Origin of the sequence: Streptomyces sp. NPDC029041, assembly GCF_040637515.1 — a bacterium.
In the GTDB taxonomy this organism is placed as follows: domain Bacteria; phylum Actinomycetota; class Actinomycetes; order Streptomycetales; family Streptomycetaceae; genus Streptomyces.
Map to the genome: position 1 here is coordinate 632005 of NZ_JBEZWO010000002.1, position 21503 is coordinate 653507.

Annotated in this window: 20 protein-coding genes; 10 read left to right on the forward strand and 10 right to left on the reverse strand. The window is 69.4% G+C overall.

What is annotated here, in order from left to right:
- Positions 1-15 precede the first annotated feature (15 nt).
- Positions 16-1257, reverse strand: coding sequence for an ROK family transcriptional regulator (locus AB0F04_RS06440; RefSeq protein ID WP_362038693.1), 1242 nt, complete (start codon positions 1255-1257; stop codon positions 16-18).
- A 95-nt stretch (positions 1258-1352) separates the two neighbouring features.
- Between AB0F04_RS06440 and AB0F04_RS06445 the strand changes: the two genes are divergently transcribed.
- From AB0F04_RS06445 to AB0F04_RS06455, 3 genes are all read left to right on the forward strand, one after another.
- Positions 1353-2444 carry a Gfo/Idh/MocA family oxidoreductase gene (locus AB0F04_RS06445; RefSeq protein ID WP_362038374.1) on the forward strand — a complete coding sequence of 364 codons (1092 nt, stop codon included), beginning with the start codon at positions 1353-1355 and terminating at the stop codon, positions 2442-2444.
- On the forward strand, positions 2441-2962 hold the full coding sequence (locus AB0F04_RS06450) for a heme-degrading domain-containing protein (protein WP_362038376.1): 522 nt from the start codon (positions 2441-2443) through the stop codon (positions 2960-2962). The genes AB0F04_RS06445 and AB0F04_RS06450 overlap by 4 nt, the downstream gene beginning before the upstream one ends.
- Positions 2963-3052: 90 nt before the next feature.
- Positions 3053-3919: an LLM class F420-dependent oxidoreductase gene (locus tag AB0F04_RS06455; protein WP_362038377.1), complete on the forward strand. Its 867-nt coding sequence runs from the start codon at positions 3053-3055 to the stop codon at positions 3917-3919.
- A 97-nt stretch (positions 3920-4016) separates the two neighbouring features.
- Here the strand turns inward: AB0F04_RS06455 and AB0F04_RS06460 are convergent, their stop codons facing one another.
- The 3 genes from AB0F04_RS06460 to AB0F04_RS06470 form a co-directional block, all read right to left on the reverse strand.
- Entirely contained in the window at positions 4017-4874 is an 858-nt protein-coding gene (locus tag AB0F04_RS06460) for a fumarylacetoacetate hydrolase family protein (protein WP_362038378.1), read from the reverse strand.
- Between the two features lie 146 nt (positions 4875-5020).
- Positions 5021-5731 carry a YidC/Oxa1 family membrane protein insertase gene (locus AB0F04_RS06465; protein WP_362038380.1) on the reverse strand — a complete coding sequence of 237 codons (711 nt, stop codon included), beginning with the start codon at positions 5729-5731 and terminating at the stop codon, positions 5021-5023.
- Positions 5732-5802: 71 nt separating this feature from the next.
- Positions 5803-6132 carry a DUF6412 domain-containing protein gene (locus tag AB0F04_RS06470; protein WP_362038383.1) on the reverse strand — a complete coding sequence of 110 codons (330 nt, stop codon included), beginning with the start codon at positions 6130-6132 and terminating at the stop codon, positions 5803-5805.
- Between the two features lie 223 nt (positions 6133-6355).
- On the opposite strand from AB0F04_RS06470, the gene AB0F04_RS06475 reads away from it, so the two are divergent.
- Together AB0F04_RS06475 and AB0F04_RS06480 are read left to right on the forward strand one after the other, a co-directional pair.
- Positions 6356-7831: a beta-1,6-galactanase gene (locus AB0F04_RS06475; RefSeq protein ID WP_362038385.1), complete on the forward strand. Its 1476-nt coding sequence runs from the start codon at positions 6356-6358 to the stop codon at positions 7829-7831.
- Between the two features lie 148 nt (positions 7832-7979).
- Entirely contained in the window at positions 7980-8996 is a 1017-nt protein-coding gene (locus AB0F04_RS06480; RefSeq protein ID WP_362038387.1) for an SEC-C metal-binding domain-containing protein, read from the forward strand.
- Positions 8997-9129: 133 nt separating this feature from the next.
- Here AB0F04_RS06480 and AB0F04_RS06485 read toward each other — a convergent pair whose 3' ends face one another.
- Positions 9130-10299 (reverse strand): DUF3578 domain-containing protein, encoded by a 1170-nt coding sequence (locus AB0F04_RS06485; RefSeq protein ID WP_362038389.1) that lies wholly within the window; start codon positions 10297-10299, stop codon positions 9130-9132.
- A 124-nt stretch (positions 10300-10423) separates the two neighbouring features.
- On the opposite strand from AB0F04_RS06485, the gene AB0F04_RS06490 reads away from it, so the two are divergent.
- The gene (locus tag AB0F04_RS06490; RefSeq protein ID WP_362038391.1) at positions 10424-13585 is read left to right on the forward strand and encodes a DUF3427 domain-containing protein; all 3162 of its coding nucleotides are present in this window, start codon (positions 10424-10426) and stop codon (positions 13583-13585) included.
- A gap of 126 nt (positions 13586-13711) precedes the next feature.
- Here the strand turns inward: AB0F04_RS06490 and AB0F04_RS06495 are convergent, their stop codons facing one another.
- On the reverse strand, positions 13712-14107 hold the full coding sequence (locus AB0F04_RS06495; protein WP_362038393.1) for a hypothetical protein: 396 nt from the start codon (positions 14105-14107) through the stop codon (positions 13712-13714).
- A gap of 482 nt (positions 14108-14589) precedes the next feature.
- Here AB0F04_RS06495 and AB0F04_RS06500 point away from each other — a divergent pair, with 482 nt between their 5' ends.
- Entirely contained in the window at positions 14590-15345 is a 756-nt protein-coding gene (locus AB0F04_RS06500; protein WP_362038395.1) for a DUF5919 domain-containing protein, read from the forward strand.
- Entirely contained in the window at positions 15338-15805 is a 468-nt protein-coding gene (locus AB0F04_RS06505; protein WP_362038396.1) for an NUDIX domain-containing protein, read from the forward strand. Before AB0F04_RS06500 ends, AB0F04_RS06505 begins: the two co-directional genes overlap by 8 nt.
- Before the next feature lie 99 nt (positions 15806-15904).
- On the opposite strand, the gene AB0F04_RS06510 is transcribed toward AB0F04_RS06505, so the two are convergent.
- The 3 genes from AB0F04_RS06510 to AB0F04_RS06520 form a co-directional block, all read right to left on the reverse strand.
- On the reverse strand, positions 15905-16288 hold the full coding sequence (locus tag AB0F04_RS06510; protein WP_362038398.1) for an alpha/beta fold hydrolase: 384 nt from the start codon (positions 16286-16288) through the stop codon (positions 15905-15907).
- An 88-nt stretch (positions 16289-16376) separates the two neighbouring features.
- Positions 16377-16844 carry a DUF2267 domain-containing protein gene (locus AB0F04_RS06515; protein ID WP_362038400.1) on the reverse strand — a complete coding sequence of 156 codons (468 nt, stop codon included), beginning with the start codon at positions 16842-16844 and terminating at the stop codon, positions 16377-16379.
- A gap of 103 nt (positions 16845-16947) precedes the next feature.
- Positions 16948-17373, reverse strand: a complete 426-nt coding sequence (locus tag AB0F04_RS06520; RefSeq protein ID WP_362038402.1) for an Hsp20/alpha crystallin family protein — start codon at positions 17371-17373, stop codon at positions 16948-16950.
- A gap of 168 nt (positions 17374-17541) precedes the next feature.
- On the opposite strand from AB0F04_RS06520, the gene AB0F04_RS06525 reads away from it, so the two are divergent.
- A complete protein-coding gene (locus AB0F04_RS06525) occupies positions 17542-17844 on the forward strand; it encodes a hypothetical protein (protein ID WP_362038404.1) in 303 nt (100 codons plus the stop codon).
- 392 nt (positions 17845-18236) lie between these two features.
- Positions 18237-19874, forward strand: coding sequence for an alpha/beta hydrolase (locus tag AB0F04_RS06530; protein WP_362038406.1), 1638 nt, complete (start codon positions 18237-18239; stop codon positions 19872-19874).
- Positions 19875-19993: 119 nt separating this feature from the next.
- On the opposite strand, the gene AB0F04_RS06535 is transcribed toward AB0F04_RS06530, so the two are convergent.
- On the reverse strand, positions 19994-21463 hold the full coding sequence (locus AB0F04_RS06535; protein WP_362038408.1) for an MFS transporter: 1470 nt from the start codon (positions 21461-21463) through the stop codon (positions 19994-19996).
- Positions 21464-21503: the final 40 nt, after the last annotated feature.

A 21503-nucleotide genomic window follows, 5' to 3' on the forward strand; every position in this document is an offset into this window, starting at 1 on the left:
CGGTCTCAGCCGGTCTCAGACTCCCCCACGCCCGAACACCGGCCCCAGCACCAGCTGGGCCGCCCCCGCAGCCACGGCCCCGTCTCCCCCGGCCGTGACGCGTACGGGCACGGCGTCCTGGCCCGTTCGCCGGGCGCGGGCCTCCAGTACCGCGCCGACCCCGTCCACGAAGGCCTCGGGCGCAGCCGCCACCGTGCGGCCGCCGAGCAGGACGACGTCGATGTCGAGCAGCCCGACGAGGTTCGCCGCACCGGCCCCCAGCACCCGCGCCGCCTCGTCCAGGTCGCCGCGCGCCACGGCACCGAGGCACAGGGCCTCGACACAGCCCCGGTTCCCGCAGGTGCAGGGCGGGCCGTCGAGCTGGATCACCTGGTGGCCGAACTCCCCGGCCCCGGTCCTGGCCCCCCGGTGCACGCCGCCGCCGATGACCAGCCCGGCGCCCAGCCCCGTGCCGAGGTGCAGGTACGCGAAGGAGCCGCGCTCACCTCCGGCGGCCAGGCCCAGCGCCGCCGCGTTGGTGTCCTTGTCGACCACGACCGGCACCCCGAGCCGCTCCTCCAGCGCCTCACGCAGCGGGAAACCGTCCCACTCGGGAAATCCGGTCACCCGGTGCAGCACCCCCCGGCCGTGATCGAGGGGCCCGGGCAACGCGACACCCAACCCGAGCAGGGCAGGATCGAGCCCGGAGAGTCCGTGCCGGGGGTCCTGACCGAGCCCGTCCGCTCCCTGCCGCGCCATCCCCACACCCCCGACCGGCAACACCCCCGCCACCGCCTCCCGCACCGCGGCCAGTACGGCCTCCGACCCCGCCCCCAGATCCAGCGCGGCCCGCCGCTCCGCCACCACGGTCCCCCGCAGGTCGACGCGCACGACCCGCACCTCGTCCCGGTCCAGATGGACCCCGACCGCGTGTCCGGCCTCCGGCACCAGCCGCAGCACCGTGCGCGGCTTGCCCCCGGTCGACGCCCGGCGTCCGGCCTCCGCCGCGAGCCCGTCCTCCCGCAGCCGTGCCGTGATCTTGCTGACGGCCTGCGGGGTGAGCCCGGTCCGCTCGGCGAGTTCGAGACGGCTGATGCCCCCGTCCCCGGCGGTCCGCAGCAGGTCGAGCACCAACGCGGCGTTGTGGCTGCGCAGGGACAGCAGGTTCACCCCGCCGCCGCCCTCCGCCCCGGCTGCTCCCGCAACTCCCGCCCCGGCGGTACCGGCCGCTCCTGCCCCGGCCGTACCAGCTGTCCCCGCAGCTCCCGCCCCGCGCATGCCGCCTTCACCGCCCGTACGGTCGTCCGCCTTGTCCACGCCCCCATTGTCCCCGGCGCTTGCACTTTGGCAACAGCGTTGCGAAAGTGGGTGGCATGACTGGCACACCCCTCGGCACAGCCCCCGGTTCGCCCCTTCGCGTCGGCCTCGTCGGCTACGGCCTCGCCGGCTCCGTCTTCCACGCCCCGCTGATCGCCGCCACGGAGGGCCTGGCCCTCGACACGGTGGTCACCTCGAACCCGGAACGGCAGCGGCAGGCCCGGGCCGAGTTCCCGGACGTACGCCTCGCGGCCGCACCGGACGAGTTGTTCGACCGGGCCGCCGAGCTGGACCTGGTCGTCATCGCGTCCCCGAACAAGACGCACGTGCCGCTCGCGACGACCGCGCTGAAGGCCGGTCTGCCGGTCGTGGTCGACAAGCCCGTCGCGGGCACGGCGGCCGAGGCCCGCGCGCTCGCCGCCCTCGCCGAGGAGCGCGGCCTGCTCCTCTCCGTCTTCCAGAACCGCCGCTGGGACAACGACTTCCTGACCCTGCGCAAGCTGCTGGCCGAGGGCGAGCTGGGCGACGTGTGGCGGTTCGAGTCCCGCTTCGAGCGCTGGCGGCCGAAGCCGAAGGGCGGCTGGCGGGAGTCCGGTGACCCCGCGGAGATCGGAGGTCTGCTCTACGACCTCGGCAGTCATGTCGTCGACCAGGCCCTGGTCCTGTTCGGCCCGGCGGCCTCCGTGTACGCGGAGACGGACATCCGCCGCCCGGGCGCCGAGACCGACGACGACACCTTCATCGCGATCACCCACGCCGGCGGCGTCCGCTCCCACCTCTACGTCTCCGCGACGACCGCCCAACTCGGCCCCCGTTTCCGCGTCCTGGGCTCCAGCGCCGGTTACGTCAAGTACGGCCTCGATCCCCAGGAGGCGGCGCTCCGGGACGGCCTGCGCCCCGGCCCCGACTGGGGCGTGGAACCCGAGTCGCTGTGGGGCCGTGTGGGCTCCGGCGAGTCCCCGGTCACCGGCGGCGGCCGCGCCGAACCCACCCTCCCGGGCGACTACCCGGCTTACTATGCGGCCGTGGCGAAGGCCCTGCTGGAGGGCGCCCCGAACCCGGTGACCGCGCGGGATGCGGCCGCCGCCCTGGACGTCCTGGAGGCCGCTCGCCGTTCGGCCCTCGAGAAGGTGACGGTGACCCTGTGACCCACAAGAACACGCCCTCCCACAGCCAGGGGCTCACCCCGAAGTTCCACCCGGAACTCACCCCGAGCCTGGAAGAGCTGGAGAAGCAGGAACGCGTCCTGGTGTTCCGTCAGTTCACGCACGACGACGCCTGGGCGCTCGGCTCGCTCCTCGTCGAGATGGCCCGGGAGCGCCAGGCCCCGGTCGCCATCGACATCCACCGCTCCGGCCAGCAGCTCTTCCACGCGGCACTGCCCGGTTCCACGCCGGACAACGACGCCTGGATCGCCCGCAAGCGCCGCGTGGTCGAGCGCTACGGCTCCGCCTCGTACCTGGTCGGCGCCCGCTTCCGCGCCAAGGGCAGCACGTTCGAGGAGTCCTCGCGCCTCGACCCCGACACCTACGCGGCCCACGGCGGCTCCTTCCCGATCACCGTCGAGGGCGTGGGCGTGATCGGCACGGTGACGGTCTCCGGACTGCCGCAACTCGACGATCACCGCATGGTGGTGGAGGCCCTGGAGCGTTTCCTGGACCGCTAGGTCCTTCCCGGAATGAGCGCAGACTCCCTCCGGTTGGCACCCGTGTACGCGTGATCAAGCATGGCGCCCCTACCGGAGGGAACCCCACCGATGACCACCCCCCTGAAGGAGACGCTCGGCCGGTACGGCATCTGGAGCGTGGGCCTGCGCTCCGAGGACCCGGACCGCCGCGGCGAACTCGCCGAGACCGCCGCCGAACTGGAGGAACTCGGCTACGGCGCCCTCTGGCTGGGCGGCAACAGCTCCGCCGCCAACGCCGCCCCGCTCATCGAGGCGACCTCGACGGTCACGGTCGGCACCAGCATCCAGAGCATCTGGCAGCACGAGCCGGACGCCTCCGCGTCGGCCTTCGCGGAGCTGGAGTCGTCCCACCCCGGGCGTTTCCTGCTGGGCCTCGGAGTGAGCCACGCCAAGCGGGTGGAGCAGTACGCCCGCCCCTACTCGGCCCTGGTCTCCCACCTCGACGGTCTGGACGCCGCCGGACTGCCGGAGGACCGCCGCCTGCTGGCCGCCCTGGGCCCGAAGTCGCTGCGGCTGGCCCGCGACCGGGCAGCGGGCTCGATCCCGTACCTCGTCACCCCGGAACACACGGCGCACGCCCGCGAGATCCTGGGTGAGACCCCGCTGCTGGCCCCGGAGCTGGGTGTCGTCCCGGAGACGGATCCGGGCCGCGCCCGTGCCCTGGCCCGCGAGTTCCTCGAGATCTACCTCCCGCTGCCGAACTACACCAACAACTTCCTGCGGCACGGCTTCACCGAGGACGACCTGAAGGACGGCGGCAGCGACCGCCTGGTCGACGCCCTGTTCGCCTGGGGCGACGACCAGGCGATCCGCACGAAGATCGACGCCTTCTTCGAGGCGGGCGCGGACCACGTCGCTCTCCAGGTCCTGACCGGCGAGCCCCGCGACGCCCTCCCGAGGAAGGCGTGGCGCGACCTGGCTTCCGTACTGGCGTGAGGGGAGCGCCCTGAGGGGCGCGGGGAACTGCGCGACCAGCCACGGACCGCCGCAGCCGGCAACGGACCGCAGTCCCCCACCCCTCCCAGCGGAGCGCCTACGCGTCCTTGAACTCCTGCCGCTGCCGCCCGAGTCCCTCGATCTCCAGCTCCACGACATCCCCGGCCCGCAGGAACGGCTTCGGCTCGGGCGCCCCCAGCGCCACGCCCGCGGGCGTCCCGGTGTTGATCACATCGCCCGGGTACAGCGTCATGAACCGGCTGAGGTAGCGCACGACCTCCCCCACCGGGAAGATCTGCTCGGCAGTCGTCCCGTCCTGCTTCAACTCCCCGTTGACCCACAACTTGAGGGACAGACTCTGCGGGTCCGGCACCTCGTCCGCGGTCACCAGCCACGGGCCGAGGGGGTTGAACGTCTCGCAGTTCTTCCCCTTGTCCCAGGTCCCGCCGCGCTCGATCTGGAACTCCCGCTCGGAGACGTCATGCGCCACGGCGTACCCGGCGACATGCGCGAGCGCCTCCTCCGCGGAGTCCAGGTACCTGGCCGTACGCCCGATGACGACGGCCAACTCCACCTCCCAGTCGGTCTTGAGGGACCGGCGCGGCACGAGGACGGTGTCGTACGGCCCGACCACGGTGTCCGGCGCCTTCATGAAGAGGACCGGCTCGGCGGGCGGCTCGGCGCCGGTCTCGCGCGCGTGGTCGTGGTAGTTGAGCCCGATGCACACGATCTTGCCGATGCGCCCCAGCGGCGGCCCGACCCGCAGCCCGGTGGCGTCCAGTACGGGCAGGTCACCGGCGTCGGCGGCGGCCCGGACCCGGCCGAGTGCCTCCTCGTCGGCGAGCAGCGTGCCGTCGATGTCCGCGACGACGCCCGACAGGTCCCGCAAGGTCCCCTCGGCGTCTAGCAGCGCGGGCCGCTCCGCCCCGGCCGTACCGACTCGCAGCAGCTTCATGATCAGTCTCCCTCGATCGCGGGCGCCCGGCCGATGCGCGCGACCCGGATGCGGCGGGGCGGAGCCATCGGAGGACCGGTCGATCGTCCAAGCTCCGCGTGCACTCCGCAATACCCCGTTCACGTACTGGACCGGACCCCGCCGGGTCACCGGTACAGCACGGCCCGCTCCACGGCACTCCACGTCGTACTGGTGACGACGTACAGCGCGGCGGCCAGCGGCACGACGGCCACGGTGACCAGCGTGAAGAACGACATGAACGGCATCACCCGGCTCACCGCCCCCAGCCCCGGCAGCTGCTCCCCGTCCTCCGCCCGGGCGGCCTGGTTCGCGGCCATCATGCGCTTGCTGAGCCGGTAGCTGAACGCGGCGACGCATCCGACGACCAGGAACAGCCCGGCGTAGACCAGCCCCGCGCCACTGAGGAGGCCGCCGTCGAGCGCGTCCGTCCACCGCTCCCCGAGCGGCGCCGCGAACAGCCGGTGGCCGAGCAGCGCGTTGGCCTCGCCGCCGATCGTGTCGCTGGAGAACAGGTGGTAGAGCAGGAAGAAGGCCGGGATCTGGAGCATCCCCGGCAGGCAGCCGGCCAGCGGCGACACCTTCTCCTCGGCGTGCAGCTCCAGCACGGCCTTCTGGAGCTTCTCGGGGTCCTTGCCGTGCTTCCTCCGCAGCTCGGCGATCTTCGGCTGGAGCGCGGTCCTCGCTTTCTGGCCGCGCGCGGCGGCCCGGGACAGGGGGTGGACGAGGAGTCGTACGAGCGCGGTGAACAGGACGATCGCCGCGGCGGCGGCCGAGGCGCCGCACAGCGGCTGGAGCAGGTCGGCAAGGTGCTCGACCAGGCTGGCGAAGACGGACATGGGTGAGCCCTCCGGGGGTCTCGTCGTGCCGGAACAGGTCAGGGCGGCATGACGACCCGCGCGGGGTCACTTCAGGTGGGGAGGTGCCCCTGCGCGACGGTCGCCCGGAGGGCGTGACCGGGTGCCCGGGGCCGGGTGCGGCCCCGGGCGTCGGGATCACGTTGCGGCAGGAACGCCGTACGCCGGTCCCGGTCGCGGATGGCCGTACGCACCCGGGTGCGCGGCACGGCGGGCGCGCACCGCGAGGCGGCGACGGCGCAGAGCGCGAGGGCGGACGAGGCCGCGGCGGTGGCGGCGAGGGCGACGGTGGCGGAGAGGCTGCCGGTGTCGAGCAGCGCCACTTCGACGAGCAGGAAGAGCAGCGCGAGGGCGGGACGCAGCGTCGCCCAGCTCCGGTTCACCGGCCGCCCCTCCCCCTCGTACGTGTGTGTGTCCTGTCGTTCGTTATACAGGATCACCCTCCGGAGCGGACCGGCGACTTCTTAAACGGGTTTGAAGAAGGTTCGTCAGAACTCTCGACAACCCACACGCCACACCCGATGCTTCTCGTCACCCGACAACGGGCCCCCTCGCGACGCCGGGCCGGGGACCGGCGTGCGCCCTCATCTCCCTTACGGAGGAGCCGTGATACGACGCAGAAGTCTGCTGGCCGCAGCAGGCGGAACGTTCCTCGGCAGCGCCCTGGCGACGGGCACCGCGCGCGCGGACGCCACGATCGCCGTCAACCCGTCGACCACGTACGGCACCTGGGAGGGCTGGGGCACCTCCCTCGCCTGGTGGGCCAACGTCTTCGGCGCCAGGGACGACTTCGCCGACCTGTTCTTCACCACCAAGTCCGTCACGTACAACGGCCGTTCCCTGCCGGGCCTGGGCCTCAACATCGCCCGCTACAACCTCGGCGCGTGCAGCTGGAACAGCGTCGGCGGCGAGACGATGGTGAAGTCGCCCAACATCCCCGCCTTCAAGCAGATCGAGGGCTTCTGGCAGGACTGGAACAACGAGGACCCCACCTCCTCGGCGTGGAAGTGGACGGCGGACGCCAACCAGCGCGCGATGCTGGTGAAGGCGACACAGCGGGGCGCGATCACCGAACTGTTCGCCAACTCCCCGATGTGGTGGATGTGCGGCAACCACAACCCCTCGGGCGCGTCGGGCGGCGGCAACAACCTCCAGACGTGGAACTACCGCCAGCACGCCTCGCACTTGGCGGCGACGGCGCTGTACGCGAAGTCGAACTGGGGCGTGAACTTCGCGACGGTCGACCCCTTCAACGAGCCGGCCTCCACCTGGTGGACCGCGACCGGAACCCAGGAGGGCTGCCACATGGACCCGGCGGTCCAGGCGGCGGTCCTCCCCTACATGCGCAGCGAGCTGGACAAGCGCGGCCTCACCGGCCTGCGCATCGCCGCGTCGGACGAGACGAACTACGACACGGCCCGCTCCACGTGGTCGTCCTTCAACTCGACGACCAAGGGACTGGTGTCCCAGGTCAACGTGCACGGCTACCAGGGCTCGGGCGGCCGCCGCGACCTCCTCTACACGGACGTGGTGACCACCTCTCGAAAGAAGCTGTGGAACTCCGAGACGGGCGACAGCGACGGCACGGGCCTGACGATGGCCTCCAACCTCTGCCTGGACTTCCGCTGGCTGCACCCGACGGCCTGGTGCTACTGGCAGGTCATGGACCCGTCCACGGGCTGGGCGATGATCGCCTACGACGCGGGCACCCTCCAGCCGACCACCGTCCAGACCAAGCACTACGTGATGGCCCAGTTCAGCCGCCACATCCGCCCCGGCATGACGATCCTGGACACGGGCGTGGACTACGCGGTGGCGGCGTACGACGCGACGGCCCGCCGCCTGGTGATCGTCGCGGTGAACACCTCCACCTCCGCCCAGACCCTCACCTTCGACCTCTCCCGCTTCTCGACGGTGACGGGCGGCACCGGGGGCGTGGTCCCGCGCTGGAACACGGTCACGACGGGCGGCGGTGACCTCTACACGGCACGCTCGGACATCCGCCTGAACGGGAAGTCGGTCAGCGTGCCCTTCGCGGCGAAGTCGGTCCAAACCCTGCAGATCGACGCTGTGACCCTCTAGTCCGGGGGCCGGCGGCCGACGGGCCGGCGACGGCGGTTCGGGACGAGTCGTGAAGCCGGGGTGGCGAGCGGAGGGAAAGTCGGGAGGCCGGGTGGTCTGGCCTGCGCATCTCTCACGCTCGTCACCTCCCGGCAGTACGGTGTCCCCCATGCGCCCCGACACGCCTGCCGAAAACGTCGACCACACCGCCGAGGCGGCACGCCTGGAGCGGACCGCCGGCCTGTATCCGGAGGACGCCGAGGCCCTGCTGCTGCGGGCGGCGGCCCACCTGGAGCTCTCCGGCGACCGCCCCACCGCGACCGCCCTGTACGACCGCCTGCTGTCCTCCCCCGACGGCCTGGAGAACCCCCACCTGGTGCGGGCGCTCAAGGCCTCGAACCTGTGGGAGTACGGCCACGAGGCCGAGGCCCGCGCGATCATCGAGGGCGTCCGGGGAGCGTCCCCCAAGGACCCGGCCCCCTGGGTGATCGTCGCGGAGTCCCTGGAATCCCACGACGAACTGGAAGCGGCCCACGAGACGTTCACGGAGGCCGTGCACCGCCTCCTGACGGACGTCCAGGAGCCCCCCTACGCCACCCACCCCCTCCTCTTCGGCCGCCACCGCGTACGGCGCATGCTCGGCAAGTCCCACGACGAGTGGGACGCCCTGGCGGACTCGGTCCACTCTCTCCCGATCACCCTGGACGAACTCCACGACCCCAAGCGGGTCTGGTCCCTGGGCTCGGAGAACCCGGCGGAACTGGAGGCGGAGATCCTCCGCCTCCGAGCAGAGCTGGGCGCCTACCGGGAGGCCCTCTCCCGCCCCTTCCCGGTGGCGATCCTGCACTGGCCGGCGAACGAGCTGACGGAACTCCTGGAGGCGTATCCGACCCTCGCATCGGAGTACCCGACCCACGAGGAACACCTCTCGACCATAGAGACGGCCCTGCGCGAACTGTCCTCCTCCGGCACCCCGAACCTCGGCATCGTCACGGGCACGGTCCCGTCCTACGAGGCCTTCGCGGCATCGGAACTCTCCTCCCCGACAGACGCGACGCTGCTCCCGCAGTACGCGACGACGCTGGCGGCGCGGGGGCGGGCGGTGGCTTGGCCGCCGCAGTCGGGGGCGGGTTGCTGGTGTGGGTCGGGCCAGACGTACGGCCAGTGCCACGGCGGTACGGCCTGACACGGTCAAAAGTCATCGGCAGGCAGCCGCTGAACCAACCCGGCGTGGCGACCCCGCAGACGCGCCCGCCACGCCGGGCACCTGCCCAGCGCACGGCGGCGCTCCCCATCGCCAGAGTAGGACAGCGTCCTGCTCAGGCTCCCACGGCCAGATCCCACGAGACGGCCGTAGGAGAACCCGCCCAGCCCCCGCCCTCAGTCCTCCAGATCGACGCGATGCTGTGTTCCTCTAGGTACTCCGCGTAGTGCCCTATGTCTTCCGTGAAGAGGGCTACAAGGTGCGGCTTCGGCTCACCGCGCTTCAGGTGCCAGTAGTAGCTGTACTCATACAGCTGCCCCACTGCCTCACGGACGGCCTGGGTTGCGTTGCCCTTCTTGACGGCTTTGCCCTCCACAAGCCAACAGCGCTGCTGATCCACGGCGGGACGGCGCAGAACTAGGTCCCTGGGATACATGCCGAGCGTGATCGGCTGATACCCGCGCATCACCACATGAAGGCCGAAGTCTTTGATGAGCTCTTCGTGGTGCCGTTCTCTGCGCCGACGGCCGCCCTTGATGTGGACGTAGTAGTCGCTGCTGTCGTTCGGGCGAAAGCCGTCGAGGGGGTCATCAGCGGGGGAAGGGAGATGGCCCTGCCCTTCGTAGACGATGGGCACGTCATTCGACGACTGCTGGAGCCAGACGCGATGGCTTGCGGCGGCGTCGCGGAGCAGCAGAGATGCCACTCGGAGTTCCTCTGCGAGGACTTCCTCCGCTGGCAGGCTCGCGATCTCATACCGCCGTGCCGCCACGCTGGCAGCCTCGTACGCGCGGGGGCGTTCGAGCTTGGAGTTGAAGGTCGGCGTGTGAGCCCAATGCGCGGCTAACTCGGGTTCCAAGCCCGCTCTGAGGTGTCTTGCCCGCCGCTTCAGTTCCCTCAGCCGGTCGCCCAGCTTGGGGTATACGTCCGAAAGCCTTGTTACACCCTGCTGCAACGTGAGGGTCACGGAGGTTCGGGTCGAGTCGAAGATGTAGGCGAGGTACAAACCCTCCTGGGCCTGCGTGTTGATCGACTCGCCAAACACGCCGATCCACGGGGTGCTACTCGCAGACCCCTGCCCTCCCTTCCCAGACGCGACGAAGCCATGAGGTAAGGGCAGATCGGACATCCTCTCCACCTCCCGAAGGAGGTCTTGGGCTGAAACCCCCCTGCCTATACCAGCCTCGGGATCGTAGGTCTCTGCTATGCGTCTGAGCAGGTCACGTAAGTGCACGCTCAAAACGTAGCTCGAAGCGATCAGCTGCGCCTCCAAAAAGATCGACATCGCGCATATCGACGACCGAACCTGTCCAGCGGGAGGCCGCTGTGTGCCCACAGCCACTGCTCTGTCAGTGCCTCTTGATAGAACGGCCTCATCGATCGACGCGATCAATCGGGGGAGCCTGCCTGTGTCTGAGAGCCGCATTGACCTCTCTGCCCCAGCCGATGGACTGTACGAGCAGCTGATCACGCTCCGCTTCGAGCAGCAGTTGAAGGAGCTGGCAAGCTTCGGATGGCATCCCATCAGCGAGTCCGTGGGGCCTGAATCTGTGCCGCACGTCCTCGCGCGACACATCGGGGGAACGGTTCGGCAGGTATTGCAGAACCTTCCGGCGGAGGAGCGGGTCTACGCGGCGAACCACATCCTGGAGTCGGTCAGCACTCTGCACGGCGCCAAGGAGTGGGTGGACTTGGTCGCAGACGGACCGCGCCAGCTCCTCGCGATCACCCAGCAAGAAGCGCCCGGTGTCTTCGCCGTACGCCCAGGCATCCCGCTCTCCGACGCTGCTCTGATCACCAACTCGCCAGAAGATCCGAGCCTCGGCTTCGAGCTGCGCGCGGAGCTCGCAACCGCCGACCGCGTGGACCTCCTGTGCGCCTTCGTGAAGTGGCATGGGCTGCGGATCATTGAGCAGTCACTCAAGGCCGCCCATGCACGAGGCGTCCCGATACGGGTCATCACAACGACCTACATCGGTGCCACCGAGCGGCGCGCGTTGGATCGGCTCGTGGAAGAGTTCAACGCGCAGGTCAAGGTCAACTACGAGACCCGCTCGACCCGACTACACGCCAAGGCATGGCTGTTTCGCCGCAAGAGCGGATACGACACGGCGTACGTGGGCAGTTCCAACTTGTCCAAGGCAGCGCTTCTCGATGGCCTGGAGTGGAACGTCCGCCTCTCCTCCGTCGCCACACCTGACGTGATGCGCAAGTTCGAGGCGACCTTCGACGCCTACTGGAGCGACCCGTCCTTCGAGGCGTACGACCCGCAGGCCGATGGCGAGCGCCTCCAGGAAGCCCTGGCGATCGCAGGCGGAACATCCTCGACGTCCGCGGCTCAGCGTGGAATCACCTTGTCAGGGCTGGAGGTACGGCCCTATCCCCACCAGCGCGACATGCTGGAGCGGCTCGAAGTCGAGCGGGAGGTGCATGACAGGCACCGGAACCTGCTGGTGGCAGCCACTGGCACGGGCAAGACCGTGATGGCAGCGCTGGACTACAAGCATCTTCGTAAGAAGCATGGCCGTGATCTGCGGCTCCTCTTCGTCGCCCACCGCAAGGAAATCCTCGATCAGTCGATGAGGACCTACCAGGACGTCTTGGTGGACGCGAACTTCGGCGAATCGCTACACAGCGGTGAAATCCCGGAACGCTGGTCACATGTCTTCGCCAGCGTGCAGTCGCTCAGCACCAAGGGCCTTGGCCGTCTCGCTCCGGATCACTTCGATGTGATCGTCCTCGACGAGTTCCACCACGGAACCTCACCGACGTACCGCAAGATCCTCGATCACTTCCAACCGCTGGAACTCCTAGGGCTCACGGCCACACCTGAGCGCATGGACGGCAAGAACATTCAAGACGAGTTCTTTGACGGCCGGATTGCAGCCGAAATGCGCCTGTGGGAGGCGCTGGAAAATGATCTACTCAGCCCCTTCCACTATTTCGGCATCAGCGACACCACAGACCTCAGCACGGTGGAGTGGAAGCGCGGAGCGTATAACCCGACCGCGCTGAGCAACGTGTTGTCGAGCAACGCCAGGCGTGCCCGGCTGGTGGTGAAGGCCGTTCGGGAAAAGCTGTCCGACCCCAGCACCATGCGGGCGTTGGGGTTCTGTGTGTCAGTAGCCCACGCTCACTTCATGGCCGAGGTTTTCCGGACGGCTGGCTTTGAGGCCATCGCGCTATCTGGGGAGACGCCGGCCGAGCAGCGCAAGCAGGCACTGAGCGACCTGGCGTCGGGCAGGCTCCAGGTGATCTTCTCGGTCGACCTCTTCAACGAAGGCCTCGACATCCCGGATGTAGACACCCTGCTGCTTCTGCGTCCCACATCCAGCGCCACGGTGTTCTTGCAGCAGCTTGGCCGTGGACTCCGCCGATCTGAAGGCAAGGCGGTGCTGACCGTCTTGGACTTCATCGGGCAGCATCGCAAGGAGTTCCGCTTTGAGAGCCAGTTCCGAGCCCTCACCAACTTGACCCGCAAACGACTGCTCGACCACATCGAGCATGACTTCCCCCAGCTGCCCTCGGGCTGCCAAATCATCCTTGAAGAGAAGGCGAGGAAGGCGATCATCGCCAACATCAAGGATCAGATCGGGGTCAACGTCACTGCGCTGGCGCGCGAAGTTGCGGACTACGGAGAGTCCAGGCTCAGCCACTACCTGGAAGAGAGCGGCCGTGAGCTGAAGGAGCTCTATCGAGGAAACGGAAATTCCTGGACCGGTCTTCTACGCCGCGCAGGACTCCTCAAGGGCGAGGCGCCTGAAGGCGAAGCAGCGCTCCTCAAGCGCGTCCCTGCATTCCTACACGTGGACGATCCACTGCGTGTAGCCGCATACACCCGGATGCTGGAAGATGACGCGCCTGCCTATGGCGAGCTCGATGAGCAGGGGCAGGCGTATGCCCGCATGCTCTTCTTCCAGCTCTGGCCGCTCGGCGGTGTGACCCGCAAGGGCTTCGCCAGTTACGACTCCGGTTTCGCGGCGCTCCGCAAACAGCGAGCCGTGCGAAGTGAACTCCGCGAGGTGTTGGCGTACAACCTGGCCCACACGGAGCACGTCCCCATTCCGCTACTCGGGCTCGGGGGCGACACGGGGGTCCCTCTGACCGTCCACGCCTCGTACAGCCGCGAGGAGATCCTGCCTGCTCTGGGGCAGTCCGCTATCGGCGGCTTCATGCCCGGCGATTTCCGTGAGGGCGTGAAGTGGTGCGAGTCCGTGAAGACCGACGCCCTTCTCATCACCTTGGAGAAGGATGAGAAGGACTTCTCCCCGCAGACCCGCTACCACGACTATGCCCTCAGCGAGACCCGCTTCCACTGGGAGTCGCAGAACCAGACCTCGGAGACATCTCCCACCGGCCTTCGGTACCAGCGTCACGCCGCTGAGGGCAGCCACGTCCTGCTCTTCGTGCGCCGCTACAAGAACACAGACATCGGCGGCGCCCAACCATGGATGTTGCTCGGCCCTGCCGAGTATGTGGAGCACACGGGCAGCAAGCCGATGGCCATCACATGGCAGCTGAAGCACTCGATCCCGGCGGACGTTTGGACGTACTCAGCTATCGCCGGGTGATGACCGTCGATAGCCTGTCGCCGCATGCGAGGCACTTACCGAAATGGCGCAGTGCCATGTTCGGCGCAACCCCCAGGGCCCATTCCGCGAACCGGTACCGATGGCGCACGCTCTGGTTGTCCTCACTCATCCGAACCCCTTTTCCTGCACCTGTGGCCCGTCCTCTCCCGTGTCGTCATCCCGGCCGCGATCGCCGTCATCGTCGTCGTCTGTCGACCGCGGCAAACGGGCCCCTCGGCTGTCAGCGATCCGCAAGACATCGCCAAGGCACTGCGTGGCGGCGCGCAGCGCACGGCGTACCGCGTCCTCCCCGGACTTTTGGTCCTCCAAGACGGCTTGAGCGCCCTTCAGCACGAGGGCGCCGTCTTGCAACTGGTCCGCTTCGATCTCGTCCGCGAGGCGAGCCAGTGGGCCAGGAGCGCCGTGGGTGGACAGGAAGCACGGCTTGCCGGAGTCGTTCTCCCATGGCAGCAGCCGCAGTCCGGGAGTGACCGCGAGAACGCTGTCCCGGTCGTAGGTCATCAGGCTGCCACCTCCGCACAGTGGGTCCAGCGTGGAGCGATATCGACTCCGCACGTGACGACCACGAGCGTTCGCCGCCGCGATCGCCGTCGACGTTCCTTCTCACGGCGCTCGTGGGCGACGAGATAGGGGCGGACGAGGCCGATGTCCTCGCCCCGGAGCGCAGGCGGGCATCGGTGAGAGGCAAGCGCTGTGTCCTGCGATCGCGTCACGCGACGTGAACCAGGGGCTCTGTGGCGCCCTGAAGCGCGAAACAAGAACCGCAGCAATGGTTCGAGGAGTCCGGCGATACCGTGGGCCATGTCATCAACCCTTCTCGTTGGTGGCCGCGCCCCCGGACCGTCGCCACGGTCGCGGGGGTCTGCTCGTCATGCGTCCACCACACTTCCGCCCCCGATGGTGCGTTCCTACTCCGTCCCCTGACCGTTAGACACGAAGTTGGCTCACCTTTGAAAACGTCCCTAGCGTCCCCGGGAGCACTCGTGAACGAAGCGCTACGCCGTGCCATGCTTCAAGCCCGAATGACGGACCGGCAGTTAGCCGAGAAGTGCGGAGTCGACATCAAGACCGTCGGCCGATGGCTCACCCAAGCCGGGCGCGTCCCCCACGCCCGGCATCGGTGGGACGTCTGCGAGGCGCTCGGGGAGGATGAGGCAGTGTTGTGGCCTGCCGCCGCAAAGAAGGCGATCAAGGTCGGCCCAGACCGAGAGGTCGTCTCCGTGTACCCGTACCGGTCCGGTTGTCCGGCTTCACTGTGGCGATCGTTGATCACCAAGGCCGAGCGGGAACTGACGTTCGCCGGTTACACCAATTACTTCTTGTGGCTGGAGCAGGCCCGACTCGGCGTGGCATTACAGCGCAAAGCCGCTCAGGGGTGTCGAGTGCGCTTCCTGCTGGGCGAGCCTGACAGCGAGCTCACCCGGTCCCGGGAACAAGAGGAGGCTGTTGCGCTCACACTGTCCACGAGAATCCGCGTGACACTCTCCGAGTTGGAGAAGATCAGAAGTCAGCCAGGTATCGACGCGAGGTACAGCGATGGGCACGCGCACCTGTCCGTCTTCCGCTTCGATGACGACATGATTGTGACGCCCCTGCTGACGCACAGTGTCGGCCACGATGCTCCTACGCTGCATCTGCGTCGTCACCAGGACGACGGCATGTTCGACCGTTTCGCTTCACACGTCGAAGAACTGTGGGCCCGAGGCACTCCGGTATGGGGAGAGGAATGCAATGGGTAGGCGCGACTACGAGGACGCCCCCGATGCCCCCGCTGCAAACAGTCTGGTTCCGGCCGCTTCCGTCGTCGTTGTCGACGACGCCGGGCGCATCCTGCTTCAGCGCCGACGAGACAACGGCATGTGGGCGCTGCCAGGTGGCACGATGCACATCGGTGAGTCGTTGCCGGAGTGCGCGGTACGAGAGACCCGCGAGGAGACTGGCTTCGATGTCGAGATCATCGGCATCGTCGGGACCTACACCAATCCCCGCCACGTCTTCGCCTACGACGACGGCGAGGTGCGGCAGGAGTTCTCCATCTGTTTCCTCGCTCGCCCCGTGTCCGGGCAATTGGCCGTGTCCGAGGAGTCCACCGACGTCCGGTGGTTCGATCCCGCAGACGTCGACGGACTCCCCATGGTCGCCGGCATCCGCAAGCGCGTGACCGACTGGCGCGACGGCAACATGCCTGCAGCGCGGTGACCGGCCTGCTTTACGGCCTGCCTTCCGAGTCGGACGACTCCAGCCGCAGCACGCGCAGCTCCGAAGCCTTCGGTCCCGCAGCCCCCCGCACCAGCAGGCTCAGCCCGGACCAGCCCGGCGGGATCCAGAGGACGTTCGCGTCGCCGCCCGAGAAGTCCGGGCGGTCGCCGACCCAGACCCTGCCCGGATCACCGGGGCCAGGTCCAGTTGCCGGATGAGGGCCACGGCGTCCTGGACGTGCGCCTCGCGGGTCGTGGTCGCCGGTGTGCGGGTACTGGCGCCGTGGCCTCGGACGTCGTACGTCACCACGCGGTGGCCGTCGGCGGACAGTTGCGCGGCGAGGGTGTCCCACTCGCCCTGGTGGCCCGCCAGACCGTGCAGGAGGAGGAAGGCGGACGCCCGGTCCCCGGCAGGGCGGTGGTCCGTGTGGGCGAGGCGCGTGCCGTCCGGAGTGGTGAGGGTGGTCCACGTCGTACGGGTCAAGGAGGCTCCTGGCGGCAGCGGGTCGGGCACCGTGACGGCCACCGCCGGTCCGTGACCGGGACGGTGGCCGTCGTCCGTCTTCAGAAGACTACGGAGCCGGGGTCAGGTCCGCCCGGCCGAACAGGAGGGCGTAGCCGGTGGGGAGTTGGGCCAGGATGCGGGTGACCAGGTCGTCGCCGACGAGGGGTGGCAGTGCGCTCAGGACGGAGCTGACGTCCCAGCGGGCCGTGGCGGGCGTCGCCCCAGGCGTGCGTGAGGCGACCTCGTCGACGAATCGTGCGGCCGTGAGGCGGTGTGTGGCCGGGATCTGGGAAGCGATCAGCCGGGCGGCCTCCGGGGGCAGGGCGCGGGCCAGGTCGACGCGTTCGTCGCCGGTGACGTGGGTGCCGAGGGCGGCCAGGACGGTACGGGTGACCTGTTCCGCCTTCGTCCGGGTGGGGTAGAGGCCCGACTCCCGGACCGCATCGACCAGTTGGGGCCAGCCGTCCTCGGCCGCGGCAGCGGCGGTGTGAGGGGCGCGGCTCGTCGTCACACGGGGCACCGTCGGCGTGCTCATGTGCGGGGTTTTCCTCCGGGTGTGTGCGAGGGGGTGCGTGGGGGGTGTCGCGCCGCCGGGAGCTCGTACCGGCGGCGCGACGTACCTGTGGTGTGCGGTGTGGTCAGCTGCTGAGCTGCCTGCGCGTGTCGCCGCCCGAGATCTGGATGCGGCGCGGCTTGGCCTGCTCGGCCACCGGGATGCGCAGGGTCAGGACGCCGGCCTCGTAGGAGGCGTCGATGCGCTCCGTGTCGAGTGTGTCGCCGAGGAACAGCTGGCGCGTGAACGTGCCGGTGGGGCGCTCGGCCACGATGGATTCCGCGCCCTCGGGGGCGGGGGACCTGCGCTCGGCTCGGACGTTGAGGACGTTGCGCTCGACGTCCAGCTCGATCGTCTCGGGGTCGATGCCGGGGAGGTCGAAGTGGACGAAGAAGTCCTCCCCCGAGCGGTAGGCGTCCATCGCCATCGCCGTCGGGCGGGTGGTGGCGGGGCCGAAGACCTGCTGGGTGAGTCGGTCGAGCTCACGGAAGGGGTCCGTGCGCATGAGCATCACGGGTCACTCCTCTCTTCAGGTGCCGTGGGTGCGATGCCATACGGTTTACGTCTTCTTATATAGCTCGGAGGAGGAAACTTGACAAGCCCAGGCTCAGGTTCGGGTTCCGCGAGTCTGCGGGCTAGCCTCGGGATCTTGAACAGGTGTACGACGCAGGAGGCAGGTATGGCGAAGGTTCCCAGTGCGGTGGTCGCCGCGAGCGGGCTCGTGGGCGGGTACGGCGTGGCCCGCTGGACCCGGCAGCGGCCGCTCGGCGGGGTCGTGCTCGCCGTGGCCGGTGTGGCGGCCGCCCGGCAGTGGCGGCAGCAGGCCGGCGGGGTTGCCGCGGGGGCGTTGTCGGCCGCCTACCTCGCCGCCTTCGCGGGATCTCATCCGCTGGCGAGGAAGGTGGGTGCCTGGCCTGCCGTGTTCGGTGTGGCGGGGGCCGTGGGGCTGGCGTCGTGGGCGGTCGCGGACCGGCGCGGCTGACCGGCTGATCCCGGTGAGCCGGGGCACGCCGACCGGCTCACCTCGGCAGACACAACGGCTCGCCTCGGCAGGCACACCGGCTCACCTCGGCAGACACCACGAAAGAACCCGGCCCTGAATCCCAGGGCCGGGTTCTTGTTGGAGCGCCGGGCAGGCCTTGCACCTGCATTTCCCCACAGGAAGTGGGGCGTCTTTCCTTGGACCACCAACGCATCGTCCCGCTACCGGAGTTCCGGCGGCTGGACACAGATCAACTATAGCGCAGTTCCTGTCGGGGATTCGCGCGGCCGAAGCGGTCCGGCCACGGCTGGCCGTCATGTCCCTTGTACTGCACGGGAGTTGGAGAAAGGGTGTGATCCAACTGTGAACTCCTGATCCATGGAGGAACATCCGTGCCGTCCCACACCCCACCGGCCCCGCGCGTCATACGACGGCGCGGGAGACTGGCCGTAGGAGCACTGGCCACCGCGCTGTTCGGGCAGTTGATCAGCGGGACCGCGGTCGCCGCGCCCTCGGCCGGGGACACGGCCGTGTCCCCCGCCCCCCGCTTACCCGGCCGCATAGCCTGGGCGCCCTGCGAGTCGCCGTCCGGCGGGGGCGAGGGCGTCTTCGAGTGCGCCACGGTCAAGGTGCCCGTGGACTGGAAGCGGCCGAAGGGGAGCACCCTCGACTTGGCCCTCGCCCGGCACCGGGCCACCGACCCCGCCCGCAGGATCGGTTCACTGCTGGTCAACCCCGGTGGGCCGGGCGGTTCGGGCGTGGACTTCGCGTTCAGCGCCCCCAGCAGCTTCTCCTCCGAGCTGCTCGCGCGGTTCGACATCGTGGGGTTCGACCCGCGCGGTGTCGCCCGCAGCACCCCGGTGCGGTGCGACGAGGACCGGGTGATGACCCAGAACGCATTGCTCTACCCGGACAGCGCCGCCTCCTTCGCCGCCCTCCGCAAGGCCAACCGCGCGCTCGGCGAGAGCTGCCGCGAACTGTCGGGCCCGCTCGCCGACCACATGGACACCGGCAGCGTCGTCCGCGACATGGAGGCGATCCGCGCCGGTCTCGGCGAGCGGCGGATCAGCTATTACGGCGTCTCCTACGGCACCGCGATCGGCCAGCAGTACGCCGAGCGCTACCCGCACCGCATCCGGGCGATGACGCTCGACTCCAACATGGACCACAGCCTGGGTCCGTGGGGCTTCCAGAAGACCGAGGCCGTCGGGGTGGAGCAGTCGTACGGCCAGTTCGCCGACTGGTGCGCCCGTACCGCGGGTTGCGCGCTGCACGGCCGGGACGCCCGGGCCGTGTTCACCTCGCTCTACAAGCGTGCGGAGGCCGGTGACCTGGTGGTGCCGGGGGACCCGCCGCAGGCCATCACGCCCCAGGACCTCCAGTCCGTGGCCCTGGGCAGCATGTACGACCCGGCTGGCTGGTTCGGGTTCGCCCGGATGCTCGCCGACCTGGACGCCGGTGCCGCCGGGGCGGCGGCGCGGTTCGCGCGGACGTACGGGGAGCCGATGGAGTACCCGTTCAACTCGGTGATGTGCCAGGACTACGACTTCGGTGTGTCCTCCTACCGCACCCTGGCCCGTTTCGAGCGTGAACTGGGCCGGCTCGCGCCCGTGACCCGGCTCAGCCCTCTCGGCTGGACCGTCCAGAACGGCTGCCAGGACTGGCCTTCCGAGGTGCGCAACCCGCAGCGCCGGCTGGACGTCGAGGGAACTCCGCCGATCCTGATGACCAACAGCCGCTTCGACCCGGCCACCCCGTACTCCTGGGGCGCCAACGCCGCCCGGCAGATCGGGCAGGAGGCCGTGTTCCTCACGTACGACGGTGTGGGCCACGGCGACTACTGGCTGAGCCCGTGTGCGCGGGACGCCATCGACACCTACCTCGTGACCCTGAGGACGCCGCGCAAGGGCACGCACTGTCCGGCGGTGTGGCCGTCCGGGCCCTCCGCGCAGCGGCACTCGCCCTCCGGTGGCCTGGTCAACCCGCTGCCGGAGCTGCTGGGTACGGGCACGTACGGGCGGGCCGGGTGACGCGGACCGGCCCGGGACGGACGTGAGCGCGGGCGGGACCGGCCCGGGACGGACGTGAGTGCGGGCGGGACCGGCCCCGGTCGTCATGAACCGGAGCCGGTCCCGCCCGCCTCAGGCCGCTACACCGTCGTCTTCTGCTCCGCCGCCGTCAGCGGCTTGGCGATGTCCTCCAGGGAGCGGCGTTCCGCCTTCACCGCGAGGAGGGCCGCCACCAGGCCGGCCAGGCACATCAGCGTCGCGCCGATCGAGAACGCCAGGACCGTGTCGCCGACGACTCCGGATTCCGTGAGCTTGGCGAACAGCAGCGGGCCGCTGATGCCGCCGGCCGCGGTGCCGATGGCGTAGAAGAACGCGATCGACATCGCCCGGGTCTCCATGGGGAAGACCTCGGAGACCGTCAGGTAGGCGCTGGACGCGCCGGCCGAGGCGAAGAACAGCACCGCGCACCAGCAGGCCGTCATCGTGGTCGCGCTCAGGGAGCCCTGGTCGAAGAGCCAGGCCGTGCCGAACAGGAGCAGGCCGGACAGGATGTACGTGCCGGAGATCATGATGCGGCGGCCGACCGTGTCGAAGAGCTTGCCGAGGAACAGCGGGCCGAAGAAGTTGCCGATGGCGATGACCGCGAAGTAGTAGCCGGTGCTGCCGCTCGGGACGTCGAAGAACGTCGTCAGGATCGCGCCGAAGCCGAAGGTGATCGCGTTGTAGAGGAACGCCTGGCCGATGAAGAGGGAGAAGCCGAGGATCGCGCGCTTGCGGTAGTCGGAGAAGACCGTGCGGCCGATCTCGATGAAGGAGACGCTGCGGCGCTGGTGGATGGTGATCTCGCCCTCGGGGCGGGGCAGCGGCTCACCCCTCTCCTCCTCGATCTTGCTCTCGATGGAGGAGACGAGGCGTTCCGCCTCGTCGTCGCGGCCGTGGATCAGCAGCCAGCGCGGGCTTTCGGGCACGTGCCGGCGGACCAGGAGGATCACCAGGGCGAGGACCGCGCCGAGTGCGAAGGTGAGGCGCCAGCCGACGTTCGCCGCGAAGACGTCCGTGTCCAGCGCGACGATCGACAGCAGGGAGCCGAAGACCGCGCCCAGCCAGAAGCTGCCGTTGATCATCAGGTCGGTGCGGCCGCGGTACTCCTTGGGGATCAGTTCGTCGATCGCGGAGTTGATGGCCGCGTACTCGCCGCCGATGCCGAAGCCGGTGAGGAACCGGAAGAGGAAGAACCACCAGGTGTCGAAGGAGATGGCGGTGAGGGCCGTGGCGGCCAGGTAGACCGCCAGGGTGATCATGAAGAGTTTTTTACGCCCCCATTTGTCGGTCAGACGCCCCCAGAACAGCGCGCCCAGGCAGGCACCCGCCACGTACAGGGCGGCTGCCATACCGGTGACCTCGCCGGACGTGATGGGCAGGCCGCTGCCGGGCTCCGACAGGCGGCCGGCGATGTTGCCCACGACGGTGACTTCGAGTCCGTCGAGGATCCACACGGTGCCGAGACCGATGACGATCGTCCAGTGCCAGCGTGACCACGGGAGGCGGTCGAGACGGGCTGGGATGTCGGTGGTCACGGTGTGGCCGGTGTCGGCCTGGGCGGTGGTCATGGGCCCCCTCCTCTTCGAGCGGAACCCCCGTCGGGTGCCC

Excerpts from the sequence above, each read along its gene's own strand:
- AB0F04_RS06465 (WP_362038380.1), bottom strand. The coding sequence starts at position 5,731 with ATGTCCGTCTTCGCCAGCCTGGTCGAGCACCTTGCCGACCTGCTCCAG.
- AB0F04_RS06445 (WP_362038374.1), top strand. The coding sequence starts at position 1,353 with ATGACTGGCACACCCCTCGGCACAGCCCCCGGTTCGCCCCTTCGCGTC.
- AB0F04_RS06535 (WP_362038408.1), bottom strand. The coding sequence starts at position 21,463 with ATGACCACCGCCCAGGCCGACACCGGCCACACCGTGACCACCGACATC.
- AB0F04_RS06460 (WP_362038378.1), bottom strand. The coding sequence starts at position 4,874 with ATGAAGCTGCTGCGAGTCGGTACGGCCGGGGCGGAGCGGCCCGCGCTG.
- AB0F04_RS06485 (WP_362038389.1), bottom strand. The coding sequence starts at position 10,299 with ATGTCGATCTTTTTGGAGGCGCAGCTGATCGCTTCGAGCTACGTTTTG.
- AB0F04_RS06525 (WP_362038404.1), top strand. The coding sequence starts at position 17,542 with ATGGCGAAGGTTCCCAGTGCGGTGGTCGCCGCGAGCGGGCTCGTGGGC.
- AB0F04_RS06440 (WP_362038693.1), bottom strand. The coding sequence starts at position 1,257 with ATGCGCGGGGCGGGAGCTGCGGGGACAGCTGGTACGGCCGGGGCAGGA.
- AB0F04_RS06455 (WP_362038377.1), top strand. The coding sequence starts at position 3,053 with ATGACCACCCCCCTGAAGGAGACGCTCGGCCGGTACGGCATCTGGAGC.
- AB0F04_RS06495 (WP_362038393.1), bottom strand. The coding sequence starts at position 14,107 with ATGACCTACGACCGGGACAGCGTTCTCGCGGTCACTCCCGGACTGCGG.
- AB0F04_RS06520 (WP_362038402.1), bottom strand. The coding sequence starts at position 17,373 with ATGCTCATGCGCACGGACCCCTTCCGTGAGCTCGACCGACTCACCCAG.
- AB0F04_RS06505 (WP_362038396.1), top strand. The coding sequence starts at position 15,338 with ATGGGTAGGCGCGACTACGAGGACGCCCCCGATGCCCCCGCTGCAAAC.
- AB0F04_RS06515 (WP_362038400.1), bottom strand. The coding sequence starts at position 16,844 with ATGAGCACGCCGACGGTGCCCCGTGTGACGACGAGCCGCGCCCCTCAC.
- AB0F04_RS06480 (WP_362038387.1), top strand. The coding sequence starts at position 7,980 with ATGCGCCCCGACACGCCTGCCGAAAACGTCGACCACACCGCCGAGGCG.